This window comes from Idiomarina solivarensis (assembly GCF_033052755.1).
Lineage (GTDB): Bacteria > Pseudomonadota > Gammaproteobacteria > Enterobacterales > Alteromonadaceae > Idiomarina.
The window spans coordinates 118,510-140,173 of record NZ_JAVFHZ010000006.1 but is presented as its reverse complement, the minus strand read 5'-3'; the positions used below and the strand labels follow the sequence as shown (position 1 = coordinate 140,173).

Below are 21,664 nucleotides of genomic sequence, written 5' to 3'. Positions count from 1 at the left end.
CTACTAACTAAATAGTGTCCCATCCAATTGGGGAGCTTGGAATATTCACCAAACGAGACTGTATATCTTCTGATATGGGCAACTCACCATGCAGGCAATGCTTAAACATTGGCAGCTTATTCATTAGTTGCCAAATTGGGCGGCACATGATTCCCGCTCTATTTTGCTCCTCAAGAACCGAGTCACGTATACGTTCATTTTCACACAAAATGGCATTTAGCCAGAAGTTTGAACGGCATTCAGATGGCTCATCAATAAACTGAAAGTTTGAGTCTTTAAAGAAGTGTCTGTACTGTTGTGCGAGTTCACGTTTCTTCTCGATAAATGTTTCTAGCTTTTCCATTTGTGCACAACCTAGAGCGGCGTTGAGGTTGGGCATTCTGTAGTTAAAACCGGGCTCATCGTGATAAAACTCGTAGGGATGAGGCACTTTGGCAGTTGTCGTGATGTGTTTCGCCCTGCGCGCTTCAGTTTCATTTGCACACAACAACATGCCACCACCACCTGTAGTAATAATCTTGTTGCCGTTAAAGCTAAGTGCTGAGAAGCGAGCTTTGGTTCCGGTGTGTTGACCTTTATAAAATGACCCTAAGCTCTCTGCTGCATCTTCTACAAGCTCTATGTTCCACTTTTTACAGACAGTGACTAACTCATCTAACTGAACGGGATGACCAAAGGTATGCATGGGAACACAGGCACAGATCTTGCGACCTGACCGTTTGTGAATACAATTTTCTCCATCAGTTATCGCAGATTCATCAAGGTAGGCTTCTAAAGCGACAGGGCACATACCTAGCGTTTGACGATTTACATCAACAAATACAGGCTCTGCTCCCATATGATGAATGGCGTTACAGGTCGCGACAAAGGTTAAAGCCTGAGTTATTACAAAATCGCCTTGTTCGACCCCCGACATATATAAGGCAGTATGAAGAGCCGCGGTGCCATTGACGGTCGCGATCGCCCGGTGGGCTCCGGTAAAAGCCTCCACTTGTTTCTCAAAACTCGTGACGTATTCACCGACGCTGGAAACAAAGGTGCTTTCTATAGTGTCGAGAACATTCTGCTTTTCCCGCTCGCCAAAGGTTGGCGCGTGCAAGGGAATAAACTCATTGGTCTGGTAGAGTGACCGGATAAACTCGCTGAGTTGAGATGTCGTTGGTGACATAAGGCTAATTCACATTTTACCGTCGAGGTACTTGCCAGTTTCTTTATGATCAAAGTTTGGCAGCAAAGTACGAAAAAGATCAATAATATCCTGTTTACTCCAGCATTTTGACTGCTTGAGTTTAAGGATTTCGTATTCAAAATTCTTAAGTAAGTCAGATGAGTAATTCAGCTCATTTTTAACCACACCAATATTGCGAAAGCGGTTCATTTCGATTGTTTCATCTGGAGTGAAAAACTCTTCAAAGTCTTTTTCTCCGGTGGTGTCACTTCCCGTAAAAAGGCATGGCCACTGGCCTTTTTCGGGTAAGGTTAAAGCCAGTTCTCTGGCTTCATCTTCTGACTGACAAAGTACGGGTTCTAAGCCTCTTTGCTTTAAGTATTTTTCGGCAATTTCAGAAAAGGTAATTAGGTGCAAAGCTTCGCTTAGCTTAGGAAAAAAGATGTCTCGGTTTTCTCCGAAAATACAGGACATAAGACACAATTCACCTGACTCTTTTGGAGTAACGAAATAGCGTTTAATGTCGTTGGGCGCAACAATCGGCTGCCTTTTCTGAATACGTTGATTAAAGCCATGTAAAAGCGAGCCATCGGAAAAGGCGACATTAGCGAAGCGAGCCGTTGATATATCCACTTGCTCACTGCGCCGCATTAAAAACATTTCCATGATTCGCTTTGATGCCCCCATCATGTTGACCGGGTTCGCTGCTTTGTCAGTTGAAACACAAAAATACTTTTGACTGCCATGTTTAATTGCGTGTTCAATGCTTCTGTCGGTATTAAAAATATTAACATCAAGCATTCGCATTAATGTGAAGGGGTCTTTTTCGCTTCGAACATGCTTTAAGGCGGATAAGTTCAGGACATAATCATATTGTCCGTAGTAATTCATTAACACTTCAAACTCACCTGAGCCAATATCTAGAGCAAAAGTCTTAAAGTCACCGTTGATATAGCCGAGAGAGCTGCGGACATCTCTGACCAGCTCAACTAAGTTGTTTTCACTAATATCAACAACATGAAGCCGTTTAGGAGAGCGTTTAAAGATTTCTTTAACGACCGCCTGCCCAATTGAACCAGCGCCACCTAAAACAAGGAAGCTGGAAGAAGAAACTTGTTCGCAAAGTTCCATTTCGTGATTTTGGATATCGCCAGAGAAGAGTTCTCGATCGCGACCAATTAACGATAAAATATTATCCACGTTATTTATTTTATAGTTCTGATTTGATTATAAAGTGTAATCGGCAGAGTATGCTATGTCTTGAGTTAATGCAATTTGAAGTGAGCGATTGAGGATGCTTTTGATGTCTTCTTTCGATCCATTATAACAGACAAAAAAAACCGGCAAAAAAGCCGGTTTTTCTCTCCCTGCGCCTAAGCCCAGGTCAGTAATTCTTTTTACAGTGCTTTGATCTTAGCATTCAAACGGCTTTTATGACGTGCCGCTTTGTTTTTGCTGATAAGACCTTTAGTCGCGTAACTGTCCAGCATTGGGGTTACGTCTTTCATTGCAGTGTTTGCTGCATCTTTGTCTTTCTTTTCAATAGCTGCGATTACACGTTTAAGGTAAGTACGCATCATTGAACGACGGCTTGCATTGTGGCGGCGATTTTTCTCGGCCTGAATCGCACGCTTTTTAGCAGACTTAATGTTAGCCAAGGTGAACTCCTAAATTCATTAACAGAACGCTTCTCTTATAAAGGCCGCAGATTATGCCTTTTCTGCTGCAAAAGTCAACAGTGAAAAGGGAAAAACTCAAGGCTTTAACTGAGGTTTCGATAAAATAGCATCCGCCATTGGTCTCAGTTACAATCAAAACAGAAACTTAGCGGTCAGTCGAAAGGAACTCTCGTGTCAAAAGCTTTGCTCCGGTCAGGATTTATCGTCAGCGCTATGACTTTAATTTCGCGCGTGCTGGGTTTGGTGCGCGATGTCGTCATTGCCAACCTGATGGGTGCAGGGGCAGCGGCGGATGTGTTTTTCTTTGCGAATAAAATTCCTAACTTCCTTCGTCGGCTATTTGCGGAAGGTGCCTTTGCGCAGGCTTTTGTGCCGGTGCTCACCGAGTACAAACAAGGAAGAGAGCTGCCCGATCAACAGCTGCTGATAGCCCGGGTGTCCGGCACTTTAGGTACTATTGTTACTGTGGTAACAATTTTCGGTGTGGTTGCATCCCCCATAGTGGCTGCACTGTTTGGCATGGGGTGGTTTTTAGATTGGTGGCAAGGTGGTCCGCAAGGGCATAAGTTTGTGCTCGCCAGTGACTTATTGCGTATTACTTTCCCTTATTTGTGGTTTGTCACCTTTACGGCCATGGCAGGCGCCATACTGAATACACTGGGTAAGTTCGCGGTAGCGGCTTTTACACCGGTATTTTTGAACGTGGCTATTATTGCCGCGGCTATTTGGCTGGCACCACAACTGGAGCAGCCGGAGTACGGGCTGGCCTGGGGCGTGTTTTTTGGTGGTTTAATCCAGTTATTATTTCAAATTCCGTTTCTTAAAAAGGCGGGATTATTAGTAAAGCCTAAATGGGGCTGGAAAGACCCCGGTGTGACAAGAATTCGCAAACTTATGTTGCCCGCAATTTTCGGTGTGTCCGTTAGTCAAATCAACTTATTGCTGGATACCCTCATTGCCAGTTTCTTAATGACCGGATCCATCAGTTGGCTCTATTATTCTGACCGTCTGCTTGAATTCCCTTTGGGGTTATTTGGTATTGCTATTGCAACCGTCATTTTGCCGGCATTGTCGTCCCGCCATGTTGACCAGTCAAAAGAAAACTTTACCGCTACGCTTGATTGGGGTATTCGGATGGTGTTGGTGCTGGGCGTGCCGGCTATGGTGGGGTTGTTCATTTTAGCGGAGCCCATGCTGATGGTGCTGTTTATGCATGGAGCCTTTAATCCTGATGACGCGCGTATGGCTTCCTACAGCCTCATGGCCTATTCCACCGGGTTACTCAGCTTTATGATGGTCAAGGTATTGGCTACGGGCTTTTACTCGCGTCAGGACACTAAGCGGCCGGTAAAGTACGGTATTATTGCCATGGCGGTGAATATGGTGTTTAACATCGCTTTGGCCATTCCTTTTAGCTATGTTGGTCTGGCTATGGCAACGGCGGCTTCCGCAGCGGTAAACGCGGGTTTACTGGGCGTTACGCTATGGCGTGAAGGCGTGCTTAAGAAGCAACCCGGAACCGGGCGTTTTATTGTACAAGTGCTATTAGCAACGACCACAATGATTATTATCGTACTGTGGCTGAGTCCGGATACAGAAGCGTGGCGAACACTTTCATTGGTAGAACGCCCCTGGCTTCTGGCGCAGGTCATTGGCCTGGGGGCACTCAGTTACGTGAGTGTGCTTGTTATCACTGGCATGAGGCCAAGACATTTCCGTGCGCGTGAGTACTGATTATCGCGTCAGTATCAGTTATAATCGCGTTTTTCCGGAAAAGAGTAAGATTGTGCGGGCATGGAACTGATTCGCGGTACTCATAATCTCAAAGCTGAGCATCACGGCTGTGTGCTGACTATAGGGAACTTTGATGGTGTTCATCTGGGCCACCAGGCGGTGCTGAGCCAGGTTCGCGAGCAAGCGCAACAGTTGAACGTGCCTTCTGCGGTCATGACCTTTGAGCCGCAACCGCAAGAGCTATTCCAGCCTGAAAAAGCCCCTGCACGGTTAACCAATTGGCGTGAAAAATATTTAGCTCTGCGTGCACAGCAGGTCGATCGGCACATTGTCATTGAGTTTAATAAAAAGTTTGCTAGCCAGCCGGCTCAAGAATTCATTGAAAAAACGCTGGTGGGTAAATTAGGTATTCAGTTTTTGGTCGTAGGCGATGACTTCCGTTTTGGCTATAAGCGCGAAGGTGATTTTAAATTGCTGCAAAAGGCGGGTAAGGAACTGGGTTTTGAAGTGGTCGATACTCACAGTTATCGTCAGAAGCAACAGCGGGTCAGCAGCACCGCTATCCGCGAGGCTTTAAGCGATGGTGACTTCGAACAGGCAGAACAGATGCTCGGTCGCCCTTACCAAATGTGCGGCAAAGTCGTGCACGGACGGAAAAACGGCCGTACGATTGGTTTTCCCACTGCTAATGTGCCGTTAAAGCGGTTGAAAAGCCCGTTACACGGGGTGTTCGCCGTCACTGCTCAGGTGGGCGAAAACCGTGAGACTTATTCCGGGGTTGCTAACCTGGGAACACGGCCTACATTAAATGGTGATGAAGTACAGCTGGAGGTGCATTTGTTTGAGTTTTCAGGCAATCTGTACGGTCAGCAGATGACGGTCACGCCAGTGGCTAAATTGCGTAATGAGCAACGGTTTGCATCGTTGCAGCATTTACAAGAACAAATTGAAAAAGATGCCGCCCGCGCACGCAAGGCTTTAGCGTGCCGGAGTCAGTAACTATGCGGAAATGGAAACAGTGACCCATGAGTGATTACAAACACACCTTAAACTTGCCGGAAACAGCATTCCCAATGCGCGGTAACCTGGCTCAGCGTGAGCCAAAAATGCTGGAGCAGTGGTATGAAACTGACCTGTACGGTCAAATTCGTGAAGCCAAAGCAGGCAAGCCAAAGTTTATTCTGCACGATGGCCCTCCGTACGCGAACGGGCAAATTCACATTGGTCACGCGGTTAATAAAATTTTAAAAGACGTTATTGTTAAGGCCAAAACCCTAAGTGGTTTCGATGCGCCATACGTACCGGGCTGGGACTGCCATGGCCTGCCAATTGAACTACAGGTAGAAAAGAAACATGGTAAGCCGGGCAAAAAGCTGGATTTAGCGGAGTTCCGTGAAAAGTGCCGTGAATATGCTATGACGCAAATTGATCAGCAGCGCACGGACTTTAAACGCTTAGGCGTGTTAGGTGACTGGGATAACCCTTATCTGACAATGAACTTTAAGCAGGAAGCTGACAGTGTTAGAGCCTTGGCGAAAATTATCGATAACGGTCACTTGCATCAAGGCTTTAAGCCAGTTCATTGGTGTACCGATTGTGGTTCCGCACTGGCGGAAGCCGAAGTCGAGTATCAGGACAAAAACTCGCCGGCTATTGATGTGCGTCTTCCGGTCGCGGCAACGCCTGAAACGGTTGAGCGATTCAGCACGCCTGAAGGTCACGTTGGGGAAGGTGCTGTCAGTATGGTCATCTGGACCACAACGCCGTGGACTATTCCGGCAAACCGCGCCGTCACCCTGGCGGAAGGGCTTGAATATACTTTGGTACAAGTTGAAGCCACCGACGACCAGCCCGCCGAGCGTGTCATTCTGTCCGATGATCTGGTCAATGACTGCATGGAACGCTGGAATATTACGCATTATCACAAGTTGGGCTTCTGCAAAGGTAAAGACCTGGAAGGCTTGCAATTGCAGCATCCCCTGTTTGATTTGCAAGTACCGGTTATTTTGGGCGACCACGTTACCACTGAAAGCGGCACAGGTTGTGTGCACACGGCGCCGGGGCATGGTGTTGACGACTTTTTAGTGGGTCAGAGATACGGTATTGAAGTGTATAACCCTGTGGGTGACAACGGTGTTTATAAAGACGACACGCCTTTGTTTGCCGGGCAGCACGTGTTTAAGGCGAATGAGCCTATTGTCGACAAGCTGCGCGAAGTGGGTAACTTAATGCACGCGGAAAGCTATCGCCACTCTTACCCGCATTGCTGGCGCCATAAAACGCCAATTATTTTCCGTGCAACGCCACAGTGGTTTATCAGCATGGATAATAAAGGCTTGCGCGCCGGAGCGTTAGAGCAAATCAAGAAAGTAGGCTGGTTCCCGGAGTGGGGTCAAAGCCGCATTGAATCAATGGTAGAAGGTCGTCCCGATTGGTGTATTTCACGTCAGCGTACCTGGGGTAACCCGATTGCTATTTTCGTGAACCGTGAAACCGATGAACTTCATCCGAACACGCTGGAGTTGATGGAAAAGGTCGCGCAGCTAATTGAGCAAGACGGCGTTCAGGCCTGGTTTGATTTAGAGCCGGAAACCCTGCTGGGCGATGAGGCCGATAACTATCGCAAAGTGACTGACACATTAGATGTTTGGTTTGACTCGGGTGTGACACATCATTGCGTATTGCGTGAGTTTGATGGGTTGCGCTGGCCAGCTGACTTGTACCTGGAAGGGTCAGATCAGCACCGTGGTTGGTTCCAGAGCTCATTAGTCACTGGTGTGGCGATGTACAACGAAGCGCCTTATCACCAGGTGCTAACGCACGGCTTTACGGTAGATGCTCAGGGTCGCAAGATGTCTAAGTCTATCGGCAATGTAGTAGCTCCGCAGGACGTCATGAACAAACTGGGCGGAGATGTCCTGCGCTTGTGGGTGGCATCAGCGGATTACTCCGGTGAAATGACGGTTTCTGATGAAATTTTGAAACGTTCAGCGGATGCGTATCGCCGTATTCGCAATACGTCGCGCTTTTTACTGGCGAACTTAAGCGGCTTTGATCCTAAAACTGATTTGGTTGCCAGAAAAGATATGGTCGAACTGGATCGTTGGATTGTCGGTCGTGCTGCCGATTTGCAGGAAGAGCTGTTGGAAGCGTACGACAATTATCAGTTCCACAGCGTTGTACAAAAGCTCATGCATTTCTGTTCGATTGAACTGGGCAGCTTCTATCTGGACATCATTAAAGATCGCCAGTACACAGCCAAATCAGAAGGCTTGGCTCGTCGTTCGTGTCAGACGGCCTTGTATCATATTGCTGAGGCTTTGGTTCGCTGGATGGCGCCAATCTGTAGCTTTACTGCCCAAGAGATTTGGGACCTGTTGCCAAGTGGGCGCAGCCAATATGTGTTTACCGAAAACTGGTATCAGGGTTTTGATGAGTTTGGCGGTGTTAAAGACGATGAAAACGCCTTTTGGATGCAATTGCTGGAAATTCGCGATGTGGTAAACCAGGCACTGGAGCAATCGCGTCGTGATGATGTCATTGGTGGCTCGTTACAGGCCGAAGTGGTTCTGTATGCCGATGATAAGCTGGCGACCTCACTGAATCGTTTAGGTGAAGAGCTGCGGTTTGCGCTGCTGACATCTGAAGCCCGGGTGGCTTCTCTTGGTGATGCTCCGGCTGATGCCGTTAAGGCTGAGAAACTGACGTTAGCTGTTAGTGTCACTAAATCGGAATACAAAAAGTGTGAGCGCTGCTGGCACCACCGTGAAGAAGTTGGCACCTTAGAAAGTCATGCCGACTTATGTCAGCGCTGTGTAACTAACATTGAAGGTGAAGGTGAGGAGCGTCGTTTTGCCTGATTTTGCTAACCAATCGGAACGAGCTAGCGGGTTACGCTTTTTGTGGCTAACGTTGCTGCTTGTCGTTATTGACCAAATTACAAAGATTTGGGTTGCGGGTGAGTTTGAGCTTTATGAAAGCCGTGTTGTTATTGATGGGCTATTTAATTTTACCTATGTACACAACTACGGCGCTGCGTTTAGCTTTCTAAGTGATAGTGGCGGCTGGCAGCGCTGGTTTTTCACCGCTATTGCCATTGCAATCAGTGTTGTTTTGCTGGTGTGGATGCGCCGTAATCCGGTTGGTTTATGGCGTCAGAACTTAGCTTTCTCGCTAATTCTGGCGGGAGCGATAGGTAATGTCGCTGATCGCTTAATGTATGGCTATGTTATCGATTTCTTTGACGTTTACTATCAGGGTTGGCACTGGCCGGCGTTTAACGTAGCGGATATGGCTATTACTATTGGTGCTGCGCTGATGTTGCTGGAAGCTTTTTTTGATAACCGCCGGGATAAAGCCGAAAACGATAACAAGTCGTAAGGAGTTTCGTTTGAGTCGTTTACCGATAGAACATGGACGTGAAGTGGTTATGCACTTCACGCTTAAATTGGCCGATGGTTCGGTTGCTGATAGCACCAAGATGTCAGGTAAGCCTGCTAAGTTCCGGATGGGCGATGGCAACTTAACTGAGAACTTTGAGGCATGCCTTGTAGGGCTGCGTGAAGGCGCAGAGCGTAAATTTACGCTAGAGCCTAAAGATGCTTTTGGTGAGCCGAACCCCGACAACTATTATTACGTAGATTCGGCGAAGTTCAGTGAAGAAACCAAGCCCGAAGTGGGGGCTATTTTAGCCTTTACTCAACCCGATGGTACCGACCTACCGGGAATTGTTCGCAAAATTGAAGGTCCAACGGTGACCATCGATTTTAACCACCCGTTGGCAGGACAAACGGTGGTTTTTGAAGTAGAAGTTATTAGTGTTGAGCCGTAATTGGTTAATGAACCGGGCTGAACGCAGGAGGAAATGATGCAAATTTTGTTGGCGAACCCAAGAGGCTTTTGTGCCGGAGTTGATCGCGCGATTACCATTGTCGAACGAGCTTTAGAAATATTTGAGCCGCCGATTTATGTGCGTCATGAAGTGGTTCACAACAAATATGTGGTTAATAAATTACGTGACGCTGGCGCGGTATTTGTAGAAGAGTTGCACGAAGTGCCCGATGACCAGATTGTGATTTTTAGCGCTCATGGTGTGTCACAAGCAGTGCGGCAGGAAGCCAAAGATCGCGGTTTGCGGGTATTTGATGCGACCTGTCCTCTGGTAACTAAAGTTCATATGGAAGTGACCCGCGCGAGTCGCAAAGGCCATGAATGCATTTTGATTGGACATGCAGGGCATCCGGAAGTGGAAGGCACCATGGGTCAGTATAAGAATACTGAAGGCGGCATCTACCTTGTGGAATCACCGAAAGACGTAACTGAGCTTGAAGTGAAAGATCCGAATAACTTGCATTATATGAGCCAGACAACCTTGTCGGTTGACGATACGGCGGATGTAATCAACGCTTTGCGTCAGAAGTTTCCGGCTATTAACGGCCCGCGTAAAGATGATATTTGCTATGCGACTCAAAACCGTCAAGACGCGGTACGCGAACTGGCCAGTGATGCCGATATGATGTTGGTCGTTGGTGCCCGCAACAGCTCAAACTCTAATCGTCTACGTGAACTGTCAGAGAAAATGGGAACACCAGCCTACTTAATTGACGATGCCAGCTGCATTGATAAAGCCTGGCTGGACGGCCATGACAAAGTGGCTGTAACCGCAGGAGCCTCAGCGCCAGAAGTTTTGGTTAAAGAAGTCATTGCCAAGCTACAGGAGTGGGGTGGCAAAACCGCAGTGGAGCTTAGCGGCCGGGAAGAGAATATTACTTTCTCAATTCCTCCTGAACTGAGGCCCTATCCTGCTGCTTAAGGCGTTAACGAGTAAACCAGAATCGTTGTGTCAGTTCATTCTGTTTGCCCCACGACACTGTCACCCTGGCGGTTGCATTGAACGAGTCAATTTCATTGATTTCTGATTCGATCAGAAAGGCGCCAGACTCAACAACCGCCGGCGGCTGGTCTCCGAGGCTCCATCCTTTTTGGACCTCACTCGAGTAAGCCATCAAAACCTCAACGGCCCGGGCTTTTTGGTAAGCAGTATCAATTGCTGATAATCCATTTTGTATAAGTTGCAGGCTGCTGGTAGCCCATAAACCGACTAGTGCAGTACCTGCCAGAACTTCAATAAAAGACATACCGCTATTTTTGCGTTTGTTCATATGCGGTCCGTTGTGACTCAAAGTCGAGCTCGAGTTGCTGAGAAAGTTGTCGCCATTGATGTAGCTGCTGAGCTTCTATCATTTGTGCGTAGAAAAGCAATGCCGCTAAACTTGCCGAACTTAAGCCAATAAGCGTTACCAGAGTCAGTATTAGAGCGAATCCTTTTACGTTCACTGTAACTCCTTTTCTAATTAACTGAGAGGGTGATTAAGCGCTTGAAGTCGAAATCTTCACCGCGACGGTCAACCGTTAACGTTATGAGTAGTTTTGGGAGCCCGCCAACAGGTGATACTGACGCGTAGGATTCGGCAGTGAATCGGGTCACCTTAAATTGTGACTTATCTGTAAGCGACTGCCAGCCATACCCCGAACAATCCAGAGTCATGGAGTTGTGCTGCAGCTGGTTATTCCTGACCCTGACGCCTATGGCACCACCATTCTGTTGGGGAAATAAGTAACATCCGTTTTGAGGGTTAGAAACGTGCGTTGCTGCGCTACTTTGTAAGGCGTCAAACAACTGGTTAGCAGTGGCCTGAGCGCTTAATAAAAGGATCGCGCGCGATATTTTCAGGTGCTGAACACCAGTTTGCCATTGCAGCTGCTGTTGAATCGCCAGCACAACGAAAGCACCGATTGAGGAAGCAATAAGCATCTCAACCAACGTGCTGCCTCGTAGCCTATGATTTAGCATGTCGCTAAGCCCGGTAGAGAACGACCTTGGCTGAGGCAGGTCCGGATGCGGCCCTTACTGCTGATTATCACTTTAACCTCTCGGTCACGTGATTTTAGTTTTATATGACCTGGGTTAGCGGTGGCAGATTCGCCATCAAAAATAAGAGGCGATGCCGCGTTGTAGGTCGATTCAGTATCGACTCCAGCGTTACCGGACTTGTTGATTACTGCGGCTAAATTGGCTTCGGTAGCGATGTTTTGGCTTTTTGATTTGGCTTGCACTTGCTGCAAATATAATAGCCATCGAATAGTCTCTCTCTGCAGCAGTAGAGAGGTTGTTTGCTGATGAAATACAGGCAAAGCAAACGCCCCTAAAATAGCGCTAATGGCCAGTGCAATAACCAATTCGATAAGTGAGTAACCGCGCATAATATGCCAATAATTGAGCCAATATGGCAGAGTATAGTTGTGCTCAAAGTCACGTCTGTAAGCCCCAGCTGAAGAGAATGTGAGATAACAGCATTATCAAGTAAAAGCTGGCTCGATTCTTGAATAAACCATCGCAGGTTCAACTTTTTGACGCAACAGGAAGACGTATGGCGAGCGGTGCCGAAAAGTTAGTAGGTTTAAGAAACTTTACACAGAATAATGCGCATCTGATCAAAGGCTTCGGGACGCCCGTGGCTATTATGGCCATTCTGGCAATGGTGGTTTTGCCTATCCCGGCCGTTGTGCTGGATATTCTGTTTTCGTTTTCCATTACGCTCTCATTGGTGGTGATGTTGGTGGCGGTTTACACCCAACGCCCGCTCGACTTTGCTGCTTTCCCGACGGTACTGCTTATTGCCACGGTATTGCGTTTAAGTCTTAACGTAGCGTCCACTCGAATTGTTTTACTGGAAGGCCACAAGGGACCCGGAGCCGCGGGGTCTGTGATAGAAGCTTTTGGTAGTGTGGTCATTGGTGGAAACTACACCGTTGGTCTGGTGGTGTTTGCCATTCTGGTTATCATTAACTTTGTGGTTATCACCAAAGGTGCTGGCCGTATTTCGGAAGTAACGGCGCGTTTTACCCTGGATGCGATGCCGGGTAAGCAGATGGCCATTGACGCCGACTTGAATGCGGGCTTGATCAATCAGGAAGAAGCGAAAGCCCGACGCAGCGACGTGACCCGTGAAGCGGATTTTTACGGCTCAATGGACGGTGCGAGTAAATTTGTAAAAGGCGATGCTATCGCCGGTATCCTGATCCTCTTTATTAATATTGTGGGCGGTCTGCTGATAGGCATGATTCAGTACGGCTTAACATTCAATGAAGCTATTGAAGTTTATACATTACTTACCATTGGTGACGGCTTAGTGGCGCAAATTCCTTCGCTCTTACTGTCAGTTGCGACGGCCATCATTATTACCCGCGAGAATGACAGCAAGGATATGGGGGACTCGGTTGCGCTTCAGCTTCTGGATAACCCAAAAGTTCTGGTAATTTCAAGCGCGGTGATGTTTGCCATGGGCGTTATTCCGGGTATGCCCCACTTAGCGTTTTTAAGTATGTCAGCGGTACTGGCAGGAGCTGCATACCTCAAGCTGAAGAAAGCAAAAGTTGAAGAAGGTCAATTGGTCGAGAAGGAACAGGAACAGCAGGTTCAGCAGGCGCAGCAGAAAGAATTGAGTTGGGATGATGTCCGTCACGTTGACACCATCGGCCTGGAAGTGGGCTATCGGCTTATTCCTTTGGTCGATAAGCAGCAGGGGGGCGAGCTGCTCTCTCGGATCAAAGGTGTACGTAAGAAACAATCTCAGGAATTTGGGTTTTTGGTGCCGGCTGTTCATATCAGAGACAATCTGGATTTAGGCCCGAACAGTTATCGCATTACCTTAATGGGTGTGACCATGGGTGAAGCTGAAATCCGTCACGACTGGGAATTGGCAATTAATCCAGGACAGGTCTTTGGCGAACTCGAAGGTGAGAAGACGACCGACCCGGCTTTTGGTCTGGACGCGGTCTGGATCCGCCCTGAACAACGCGAACATGCACAGACCTTGGGCTACACCGTGGTTGATGCCGCGACTGTGGTCGCCACGCATTTAAGTCAAATAGTGACAAATAACGCATCTCAGCTGCTGGGGCATGAGGAAGCGCAGGAGCTTCTGGATCGCCTTGGGCGTACCCATCCGAAACTGGTTGAGGGGCTCATTCCGGATCTGCTGTCGCTGGGTAATTTTGTGAAAGTACTGCAGAACTTGCTGGATGAAGGCATCGCCATTCGTGATATGAGGACCATTGTGCAGACATTGGTCGAGTTTGCTGGTCGTAGCCAGGATCCTGACGTACTAACGGCTGCGGTTCGAATTTCTCTGCGTCGTTTAATTGTTCAGGACATTGCTGAAGGTTCCGCAGAGCTACCTGTCATAACTTTGGCACCAGAGTTGGAACAGATGTTGCATCAGTCTCTGCAGATGGCTGGTAACGATGGAAATCAGCAAGGTGCCGGAATTGAACCAGGCCTGGCTGAACGTCTACAACAGTCGTTACGAGATACGCATCAGCAGCAGGAAATGAATGGTGAACCATCCGTGTTGCTGACATCTGGACTGTTACGTTCAACCATGGCTCGCTTTGCGCGCCACGCTGCAGAAGGCATGCGAGTGTTGTCCTATCAGGAAGTACCGGATGATAAACAAATTAGAATTGTCAGCTCAATTGGTGGACAACAAAACGGCAGTGAACAAACTGCCACACAAGAGTAACGGGAGTCGCTTGTGAAGATTAAACGCTTTTTTGCCGAAGATATGCGCCGCGGATTGCAACAGGTTAAAGAAACTCTGGGGCCAGATGCTATTATTCTATCCAATAAAAAAGTGAACGGTGGTATTGAGCTGGTTGCTGCTATTGACCCTGATGCACAACAGGCTCCCTCCGAAGCTGAACAAGCGGTTAATAACCAGCCCAAGTCACAGACCCCCGAGGTGCCGGCTGAGTCATTGCAGGAACTATTGCAGCGCCAGGTTCGAGCTGAACAGAATACGCAAAACTCCGCCCCGGAAAAACGTACGCAGAAAACAGCTCAACCCGAGCCACAGGGATTCGCTGATACTCAATTAAGCGACGATATATTTCCGGAGCAAATGAACACACCGGCAGCGGACGATTCCCAGGCAATTGCTGAGCTGCGTTCTCAAGTTAATGGTATCCGCCAGTTATTAGAACATCAGCTAAGTGGTCTGATGAAACAAGAGATGGATCGTGAAGAGCCAACCCGCGCGATGCTGATGAATCGTTTGATGGCGATGGGTTTGAGCGAGCGAGTGGCTGATCAAATTGCGTGTTTTATTCCTGAAGGTGGGTCAGACGACGAAGCCTGGGAGCAAACGCTTCATTTATTAGAAGGTCAGCTTAATACCACTTCTGACGATATTTTGACACGCGGTGGTGCAGTGGCGTTAGTTGGCCCCACAGGCGTGGGTAAAACCACCACTATTGCAAAATTAGCGGCTCGCTATGCCCAGCGCCATGGTGCCGATAAAGTGGCATTGATTACGACGGATACATTCCGTATTGGTGCGAGTGAACAATTACAGACCTACGGCCGTATTATAGGTTGTCCTGTCAAAGTGGCTAAGAATGCACAAGAGTTAGCAGATGCTTTACTTGCGCTACGTCAAAAGAGTCTCATTTTAATTGATACGGCTGGCATGGGTCAGCGGGACAAGCGTTTGAATGAGCAACTTAGTCAGCTTATTCAGAACTCACGATTACGTATCCGTCCTTATCTGGTACTCTCTGCCACGTCGCAGACCCAGGTTCTTATGGATGCGGTTAAACAATTCAAAACACTACCTTTGTCGGGTTGTATATTTACTAAACTGGATGAATGCTTAAGTTTAGGTGAAAGTATTAGTGTGGCAATAGAGCATGGCTTGCCGGTTGGTTATTTAACCAACGGTCAGCAAGTGCCGGAGGACATCCGGGTAGCGGATGCCAACTTTATGGTCGCGGAGGCGGAGCGCCTGCTTGATAAAAGCATTTGTTCCTCAGTGTCAGACGTGCCAAAATCGTACTGGAATACGGCGTCTTCTCGCTGAGTAAGCGAATAGATAGGAAGCTGTTGTCAATCTAGTCAGAGAAGAGATACGCCCGATGGATCAAGCAAGCGGTCTGCGAAGAATGAAACAATCAAAAGTAAAAGTGATTGCGGTCACTGGTGGTAAAGGTGGCGTGGGTAAAACTAACGTGTCACTGAACATGGCTATCGCAATGGCAAAACAGGGCAAACGGGTATTGGTACTGGATGCCGACTTAGGCCTGGCTAACGTAGACGTTATGCTAGGTCTCCGCGTTGAGCGCAATCTTTCTCATGTATTGAGTGGTCAGTGCGAATTAGAAGATATTCTTATTGAAGGTCCGGCAGGAATCAAAATTGTTCCGGCCACATCAGGCACCCGCTCAATGGTGGACTTGAGTGAATCTGAACATGCCGGCTTAATCAGAGCCTTTAGTCAACTGCAGGGCAACTACGATGTATTAATTGTGGATACTGCAGCCGGTATCGGTAACACAGTTGTCAGTTTTGCCCGGGCTTCGCAAGATGTTTTGGTCGTGGTTTGTGACGAGCCTACTTCTATTACTGATGCTTACGCCTTAATTAAAGTATTGAGCCGTGAGCAGGGTCTGTTTAAATTCAAAGTGGTTGCCAATATGGTGCGCAATATGCGCGACGGGCAAGTCCTGTTTAATAAGTTGACCAAAGTAACCGATAGGTTTTTAGATGTTGCTTTAGAGTTGGCGGCAATTGTACCCTTTGACGAAAACTTACGTTTAGCTGTGCGTAAGCAGCAATCTTTTGTCATGGCTTACCCTAAATCACCGGCCTCGCTAGCGATAAAAGCGCTTGCCAAGAAAGCCCTCGATTGGCCAGTGCCGGCACAAGCGGGCGGTCATTTGGAATTTTTCCTTGAACAATTGATAACTTCTGCCGATAACGAAAATAAGCGGGATGTTGCCAATGAATAAAGCTGCCGTTTATGCCGCCACTGCTGACAACCGGAATGCCATTATTGAACAGCATACCGGATTGGTTAAGCGCATTGCACACCACATGATGGCGAGACTGCCAGCGAGTGTGCAAGTTGATGATTTAATTCAGGCAGGCATGATTGGTTTATTAGAAGCTGCGCGAAACTTTGATAACAGCAAAGGCGCCAGTTTTGAAACGTTTGCCGGTATTCGCATTCGAGGTGCGATGCTGGATGAAATTCGTCGGGGTGACTGGGCACCGCGCTCGGTACACCGTAATCACCGACGGGTACTGGAAGCCATCCGTCAGGTTGAAAACGAAACCGGGCGAGATGCAAAAGATATGGAAGTTGCGGCAAAACTGAATATGGGAATGGATGAGTACCATCATATTTTGCGAGACGTGAGTTCAGGACGAATTGTTGGTATTGAAGATCTTGGTGTATCTGAAGACGCCTTAATGCCAGAGCAGGTAACGGGTTCAGCTTATGAACCACAACGAGATGTTGAGAATGCAGCGTTTCATAAAGCATTGGTTTCAACCATCTCATCGTTACCAGAGCGTGAAGCTTTGGTGCTTTCGTTGTATTATGACGAAGAATTGAATTTAAAAGAGATAGGTGAAGTGCTGAGCGTGAGTGAATCGCGGGTCAGTCAAATTCACAGTCAGGCAATGTTGCGACTTAAATCGCGAATGCAAAATTGGGTTGAATAAACTTTGGTTGTAATCGAGAGCCTCAGTGGAGGGTGCTTTGGATAAAAATATGAAAATTCTTGTTGTAGACGACTTTTCTACAATGAGACGAATCATTAAGAATTTACTTCGTGATCTTGGCTTCACTAATATTCAGGAAGCTGATGATGGTAATACTGCCTTACCAATGTTGCAGAACGGCGACTTTGACTTTGTCGTAACCGACTGGAACATGCCGGGTATGCAGGGAATTGACTTGCTGAAGGAAATTCGCAAGGACGATAACCTGGCGCATTTACCTGTGTTAATGGTGACGGCTGAAGCTAAACGTGAACAAATCATCATGGCGGCTCAGGCTGGGGTGAATGGTTACATTGTTAAACCATTTACAGCGGTAACCTTGAAAGAAAAACTCGACAAGATTTTCGAACGCATTAGCTAAAGGGCGAATGACTATGTCTGACAACGCCCATGATATTTCTCTGGAGCAAGCCAAGGAATTAGTAGCCTTGCTTGAAGACGGGAAGCAGCAGCAGGCTAATCAATTACTGGAAGATGTTTACAACCGTCGAAATGATAAGTTGTTTACGTCTGTCGGCCAATTAACACGAGACCTCCACGAAGCGCTTCAGGACTTTCAGGTAGACCCTCGTATTGTACAAATGACGGAAGATGATCTTCCGGACGCGCAAAACCGTTTGTTGTATGTCATTGAAAAAACCGAAGACGCAGCCAACCGGACCATGGATGCAGTAGAAGCCTGTCTGCCATTAGCTGACGAGATGCATCAGCGTGTTGAGAAGGTGATGCCAGCCTGGAACCGGTTAATGAGTAACGATATTGAGTTAAATGAATTCAAGTCTTTATGCCATGAGGTCGATGACGTACTTAAGCGCTGTGGTGAAAATATGCCGCAAGTGCATGGGTTGATGACCGAAGTATTGATGGCGCAGGACTTTCAGGATATTACCGGGCAAGTCATTCGTCGGGTTATTCAGTTAGTCGAAGACGTTGAAAAGAATTTAATAGAGCTACTTAAGATATTCGGCAAAGAAGAAGAGCGCCGAAATGCAGAGAAAGCGAGTTCTGTTCCCAAGAAGGATGCAGGAGTTGCTGAAGGCCCAATTATAGATGCTGACCAGCGTGATGACGTGGTTGGTGGACAAGACGAAGTGGACGATTTGCTGTCCAGTTTAGGTTTCTAGGAGCATCAGTCGCATGAGCTTTGATATGGACGAAGACATTCTGCAGGACTTTTTGATCGAGGCGGGAGAAATCCTCGAGCAATTGTCTGAACAGCTAGTTGAGCTGGAAAATGATCCAGAGAACAAAGACCTGTTGAATGCTATTTTCCGCGGTTTCCATACGGTTAAAGGTGGCGCAGGGTTCCTGTCGCTAGGTGCTTTGGTCGATACCTGTCATGGCGCGGAGAATGTGTTCGATACGCTACGGAACGGTCAACGTACGGTCACTTCGGACTTAATGGACGTTATTCTGCAGTCATTGGATACCATCAATGCTCAGTTTGCACAGGTGCGTGCTAAAGAGGAGCCTGAAGCCGCTTCACCTGAACTGTTAGAGTTGCTGCATAAGTTGAGTCAGCCTGAGTCAGAAGACGAAGCGCCAGTTAAAGCGCCCGAGCCGGAACCTAAGACGGAAGAGACTTCTGAGTCCGAAACGGCGAGTGCAGACAGCAGCAGCGATAGCATTGATGAAATTCAGGATGATGAATTTGAAGCTCTATTGGATGAGCTGCATGGTCAGGGCCAAGGCCCGGGTAAAAAAGACGAAGCTCAATCTTCCGCGAGTAAGCCGGCGACCAACGATGACGGTGATGAGATAACCGACGATGAGTTTGAATCGTTGCTGGACGAGTTGCACGGCAGTGGCAAAGCACCACAAAGTGCTGAAAAAACGCAAGAGAAACAAAAAGAGCCGGCGCAAGACGATGAGATAACTGACGATGAATTTGAGTCGTTGCTGGACGAATTACACGGCAGCGGAAAAGCTCCGATGCCTAAAGGGGATACCCCAACCAAGGACTCTGCTGCGAAAAAGCCAGAGCCAAAAGCGCAACCTAAGCCTGCGCCGAAGCCGGAACCTAAAGCTAAGCCAGAGGCTAAAGCGGATGATAAGCCAGCGGCTGCTAAGCCTGTTGATAAAAAGCCCGCAGCACCAGCACAGGCTCCGGCTGAAACAACGGTACGGGTTGATACCAAACGCTTAGATGAAATAATGAATATGGTGGGCGAGTTGGTCTTGGTTCGAAATCGCCTGTTAAGTCTGAGCAACTCAGATGACTCCGACAGCGATGAGATGGGGAAAGCCATTTCAAATCTGGATGTTGTGACCGGCGACTTGCAGGGTGCGGTAATGAAAACTCGCATGCAGCCCATTAAGAAAGTGTTTGGGCGCTTCCCTCGAGTGGTGCGAGATTTAGCGCGTAGTTTGAAAAAAGAAATTAACCTTGAGATGTATGGCGAGGATACTGACCTTGATAAAAACTTGGTTGAAGCGCTTGCCGATCCGTTGGTGCATTTGGTTCGCAACTCGGTTGACCATGGTATTGAAATGCCGGATGAGCGCGAAGCAAACGGTAAACCACGTTCAGGAACCGTGACCCTATCGGCCTCTCAGGAAGGTGACCACATCATGTTGTCGATAAAAGACGATGGTGCGGGCATGGATGCTGAGAAATTGAAAGGCATCGCAATAAGTAAAGGCATTCTGGATACCGATGCTGCCGCTCGCTTAAGCGATGAAGACGCTTATAACTTAATTTTTGCGGCAGGCTTCTCAACTAAAGAAGAAGTCTCGGATATTTCCGGTCGTGGCGTTGGCATGGATGTGGTTAAGACCAAAATCAGCCAACTTAACGGTAGCGTTAAGATTCAGTCAGAGTTAGGTAAAGGTACCGAGTTATTAATTAAAGTGCCGCTAACGTTAGCCATATTACCGACCTTGATGGTCGCCGTTAAAAAGCAGACATTTGCTTTACCATTGGCGGTTGTCAGTGAAATTATCGACCTTGATATGAAACGGACGAATACGGTGGATGGTCAGTTGACGCTGATTGTTCGTGACAGGGCAATTCCGCTGTTTTTCTTAGAGCATTGGTTAGTCCGTAATCCGGACCGCTCAACCCGCAACGAACAAGGCCACGTGGTGGTTGTACAAATTGGCAATCAACAGGTTGGTTTTGTCGTGAATGCGCTTATTGGCCAGGAAGAAGTTGTCATCAAGCCATTAGACAAATTATTGCAAGGTACACCGGGAATGGCCGGTGCAACGATTACCAGTGACGGCGGTATTGCTCTGATAGTTGATGTACCGAGCATGCTTAAGTATTACGCAAAACGATAACGGGACACACCGTTCATGACTGTAAAAGTTCTCGTGGTAGACGACTCGGCGTTTTTCAGACGCCGGGTGACCGAGATTTTGGAAGATAATCCCAACATTAAAGTAATTGGTAGCGCCAACAACGGTGAAGAAGCCGTTGCACAAAGCCGCCTTTTAAAACCCGATGTGATTACAATGGATATTGAAATGCCGGTAATGAACGGCATTGATGCTGTTAAAGCGATAATGAGCAGTAATCCTTGTCCTATTTTAATGTTCAGCTCTCTTACCCATGAAGGGGCGACGGCCACCTTGAATGCGCTGGAAGCCGGTGCTGCTGATTTCCTCCCGAAAAAGTTCGAAGACATAGCGCGTAATCGTGACGACGCGGTCAAAACTTTACAGGACCGAGTATTAGCGATTGCTCGTCAACCCGTTAGCAGAGCCAGTGTACGGCCATCGACGCCGCCCCCGGCTGCTAAGCAACCGCAGCGTCCGTCAGAGCCGACGTCAGCGCTTGAGCGTATTCGCCAGCGTAATAACGAATTAAAAAGCCAACGTGAGAGTGACGCCCGTACGGCAACATCAGCGGGCGCACTAACCGTTAACCGCGCGTATCAATTACTAGCTATTGGAACCTCAACCGGGGGCCCGGTTGCACTGCAAAAGATACTGACTCAATTACCGGCTAATTTCCCTTATCCTATTGTGATGGTTCAGCACATGCCGGCTGCTTTCACTAAAGCGTTTTCTCAGCGCCTCGATGGTCTGTGCCAAATTAACGTGAAAGAAGCTGAAGATGGCGATGTATTAAAAGCCGGGACGGCTTATTTGGCGCCGGGCGGAAAGCAATTAATGGTCGAAGGTCGGCCTGGCAGTGCAAGGTTGCGAGTAAAAGACGATACCAGCGGACGTATTACCTATAAACCCAGTGTCGACTTAACCTTTGCCAGCTTATCAAAGGCGTATATGGGAAAAGTGCTGGGTGTTATTTTAACGGGTATGGGAGCCGATGGTCGTGACGGTGCTCGTATGCTCAAGGATCAAGGCGCAAGCATTTGGGCTCAGGATCAGGCCAGTTGCGTTGTTTACGGCATGCCTCAGGCGGTAGCTCAGGCGGGAATTTCAACCCGTAGCATCAGCCTTGAAGGAATGGCCAAGGCGATTATGAAAGAAGTCGGATACAGCGGCTTGTAG

21 protein-coding genes are annotated in these 21,664 nt (G+C 47.9%); 14 read left to right on the top strand and 7 right to left on the bottom strand.

The annotated features are described in order from the left end of the window. Positions 1–7: 7 nt before the first annotated feature. The 3 genes from RBK99_RS11230 to rpsT all read right to left on the bottom strand — a co-directional run bounded on the left by RBK99_RS11230 (position 8) and on the right by rpsT (position 2,826). Positions 8–1,168, bottom strand: coding sequence for a LegC family aminotransferase (locus RBK99_RS11230; protein WP_317504694.1), 1,161 nt, complete (start codon positions 1,166–1,168; stop codon positions 8–10). A 9-nt stretch (positions 1,169–1,177) separates the two neighbouring features. Continuing rightward, complete coding sequence (locus tag RBK99_RS11225) at positions 1,178–2,368, bottom strand: UDP-N-acetylglucosamine 4,6-dehydratase (RefSeq protein ID WP_317504693.1); 1,191 nt, start codon at positions 2,366–2,368, stop codon at positions 1,178–1,180. 197 nt (positions 2,369–2,565) lie between these two features. Beyond that, the gene (gene rpsT, locus RBK99_RS11220) at positions 2,566–2,826 is read right to left on the bottom strand and encodes a 30S ribosomal protein S20 (protein WP_054486760.1); all 261 of its coding nucleotides are present in this window, start codon (positions 2,824–2,826) and stop codon (positions 2,566–2,568) included. A gap of 192 nt (positions 2,827–3,018) precedes the next feature. On the opposite strand from rpsT, the gene murJ reads away from it, so the two are divergent. Genes murJ through ispH form a run of 6 tightly spaced genes read left to right on the top strand, consistent with a single transcriptional unit; the run spans position 3,019 to position 10,393 of the window. Next, a complete protein-coding gene (gene murJ / locus RBK99_RS11215; RefSeq protein WP_317504692.1) occupies positions 3,019–4,581 on the top strand; it encodes a murein biosynthesis integral membrane protein MurJ in 1,563 nt (520 codons plus the stop codon). Positions 4,582–4,641: 60 nt separating this feature from the next. Continuing rightward, positions 4,642–5,580 (top strand): bifunctional riboflavin kinase/FAD synthetase, encoded by a 939-nt coding sequence (ribF, locus tag RBK99_RS11210; RefSeq protein WP_317504691.1) that lies wholly within the window; start codon positions 4,642–4,644, stop codon positions 5,578–5,580. Positions 5,581–5,606: 26 nt separating this feature from the next. After that, positions 5,607–8,441, top strand: a complete 2,835-nt coding sequence (ileS, locus tag RBK99_RS11205; RefSeq protein ID WP_317504690.1) for an isoleucine--tRNA ligase — start codon at positions 5,607–5,609, stop codon at positions 8,439–8,441. Continuing rightward, positions 8,434–8,961: a signal peptidase II gene (gene lspA / locus RBK99_RS11200; RefSeq protein WP_317504689.1), complete on the top strand. Its 528-nt coding sequence runs from the start codon at positions 8,434–8,436 to the stop codon at positions 8,959–8,961. The genes ileS and lspA overlap by 8 nt, the downstream gene beginning before the upstream one ends. Before the next feature lie 10 nt (positions 8,962–8,971). Continuing rightward, on the top strand, positions 8,972–9,412 hold the full coding sequence (gene fkpB, locus RBK99_RS11195) for an FKBP-type peptidyl-prolyl cis-trans isomerase (RefSeq protein WP_317504688.1): 441 nt from the start codon (positions 8,972–8,974) through the stop codon (positions 9,410–9,412). A gap of 36 nt (positions 9,413–9,448) precedes the next feature. Beyond that, positions 9,449–10,393, top strand: a complete 945-nt coding sequence (gene ispH, locus RBK99_RS11190) for a 4-hydroxy-3-methylbut-2-enyl diphosphate reductase (RefSeq protein ID WP_317504753.1) — start codon at positions 9,449–9,451, stop codon at positions 10,391–10,393. 4 nt (positions 10,394–10,397) lie between these two features. Here the strand turns inward: ispH and RBK99_RS11185 are convergent, their stop codons facing one another. Genes RBK99_RS11185 through RBK99_RS11170 form a run of 4 tightly spaced genes read right to left on the bottom strand, consistent with a single transcriptional unit; the run spans position 10,398 to position 11,844 of the window. Continuing rightward, the gene (locus RBK99_RS11185) at positions 10,398–10,742 is read right to left on the bottom strand and encodes a type IV pilus modification PilV family protein (RefSeq protein ID WP_317504687.1); all 345 of its coding nucleotides are present in this window, start codon (positions 10,740–10,742) and stop codon (positions 10,398–10,400) included. Next, complete coding sequence (locus RBK99_RS11180) at positions 10,723–10,917, bottom strand: Type II secretion pathway-like protein (RefSeq protein ID WP_317504686.1); 195 nt, start codon at positions 10,915–10,917, stop codon at positions 10,723–10,725. The genes RBK99_RS11185 and RBK99_RS11180 overlap by 20 nt, the downstream gene beginning before the upstream one ends. Positions 10,918–10,930: 13 nt before the next feature. Next, the gene (locus tag RBK99_RS11175) at positions 10,931–11,434 is read right to left on the bottom strand and encodes a prepilin-type N-terminal cleavage/methylation domain-containing protein (protein WP_317504685.1); all 504 of its coding nucleotides are present in this window, start codon (positions 11,432–11,434) and stop codon (positions 10,931–10,933) included. Further along, positions 11,428–11,844 (bottom strand): prepilin-type N-terminal cleavage/methylation domain-containing protein, encoded by a 417-nt coding sequence (locus RBK99_RS11170; RefSeq protein ID WP_317504684.1) that lies wholly within the window; start codon positions 11,842–11,844, stop codon positions 11,428–11,430. Before RBK99_RS11170 ends, RBK99_RS11175 begins: the two co-directional genes overlap by 7 nt. Positions 11,845–12,011: 167 nt before the next feature. Here RBK99_RS11170 and flhA point away from each other — a divergent pair, with 167 nt between their 5' ends. From flhA to RBK99_RS11130, 8 genes are read left to right on the top strand one after another with little or no spacing between them, the layout of a single operon-like run. Further along, complete coding sequence (gene flhA, locus RBK99_RS11165) at positions 12,012–14,165, top strand: flagellar biosynthesis protein FlhA (protein ID WP_317504683.1); 2,154 nt, start codon at positions 12,012–12,014, stop codon at positions 14,163–14,165. A 12-nt stretch (positions 14,166–14,177) separates the two neighbouring features. Then, positions 14,178–15,500, top strand: a complete 1,323-nt coding sequence (gene flhF / locus RBK99_RS11160; RefSeq protein ID WP_317504682.1) for a flagellar biosynthesis GTPase FlhF — start codon at positions 14,178–14,180, stop codon at positions 15,498–15,500. Positions 15,501–15,555: 55 nt separating this feature from the next. After that, positions 15,556–16,428, top strand: coding sequence for a MinD/ParA family protein (locus tag RBK99_RS11155; RefSeq protein WP_317504681.1), 873 nt, complete (start codon positions 15,556–15,558; stop codon positions 16,426–16,428). Next, on the top strand, positions 16,421–17,146 hold the full coding sequence (locus RBK99_RS11150) for an RNA polymerase sigma factor FliA (protein ID WP_317504680.1): 726 nt from the start codon (positions 16,421–16,423) through the stop codon (positions 17,144–17,146). Before RBK99_RS11155 ends, RBK99_RS11150 begins: the two co-directional genes overlap by 8 nt. Positions 17,147–17,183: 37 nt before the next feature. Beyond that, complete coding sequence (gene cheY, locus RBK99_RS11145; protein ID WP_126782668.1) at positions 17,184–17,567, top strand: chemotaxis response regulator CheY; 384 nt, start codon at positions 17,184–17,186, stop codon at positions 17,565–17,567. Between the two features lie 13 nt (positions 17,568–17,580). After that, positions 17,581–18,330: a protein phosphatase CheZ gene (locus RBK99_RS11140; RefSeq protein WP_317504679.1), complete on the top strand. Its 750-nt coding sequence runs from the start codon at positions 17,581–17,583 to the stop codon at positions 18,328–18,330. A gap of 13 nt (positions 18,331–18,343) precedes the next feature. Beyond that, a complete protein-coding gene (locus tag RBK99_RS11135) occupies positions 18,344–20,488 on the top strand; it encodes a chemotaxis protein CheA (RefSeq protein ID WP_317504678.1) in 2,145 nt (714 codons plus the stop codon). A gap of 15 nt (positions 20,489–20,503) precedes the next feature. Continuing rightward, positions 20,504–21,664 (top strand): protein-glutamate methylesterase/protein-glutamine glutaminase, encoded by a 1,161-nt coding sequence (locus RBK99_RS11130; protein ID WP_317504677.1) that lies wholly within the window; start codon positions 20,504–20,506, stop codon positions 21,662–21,664.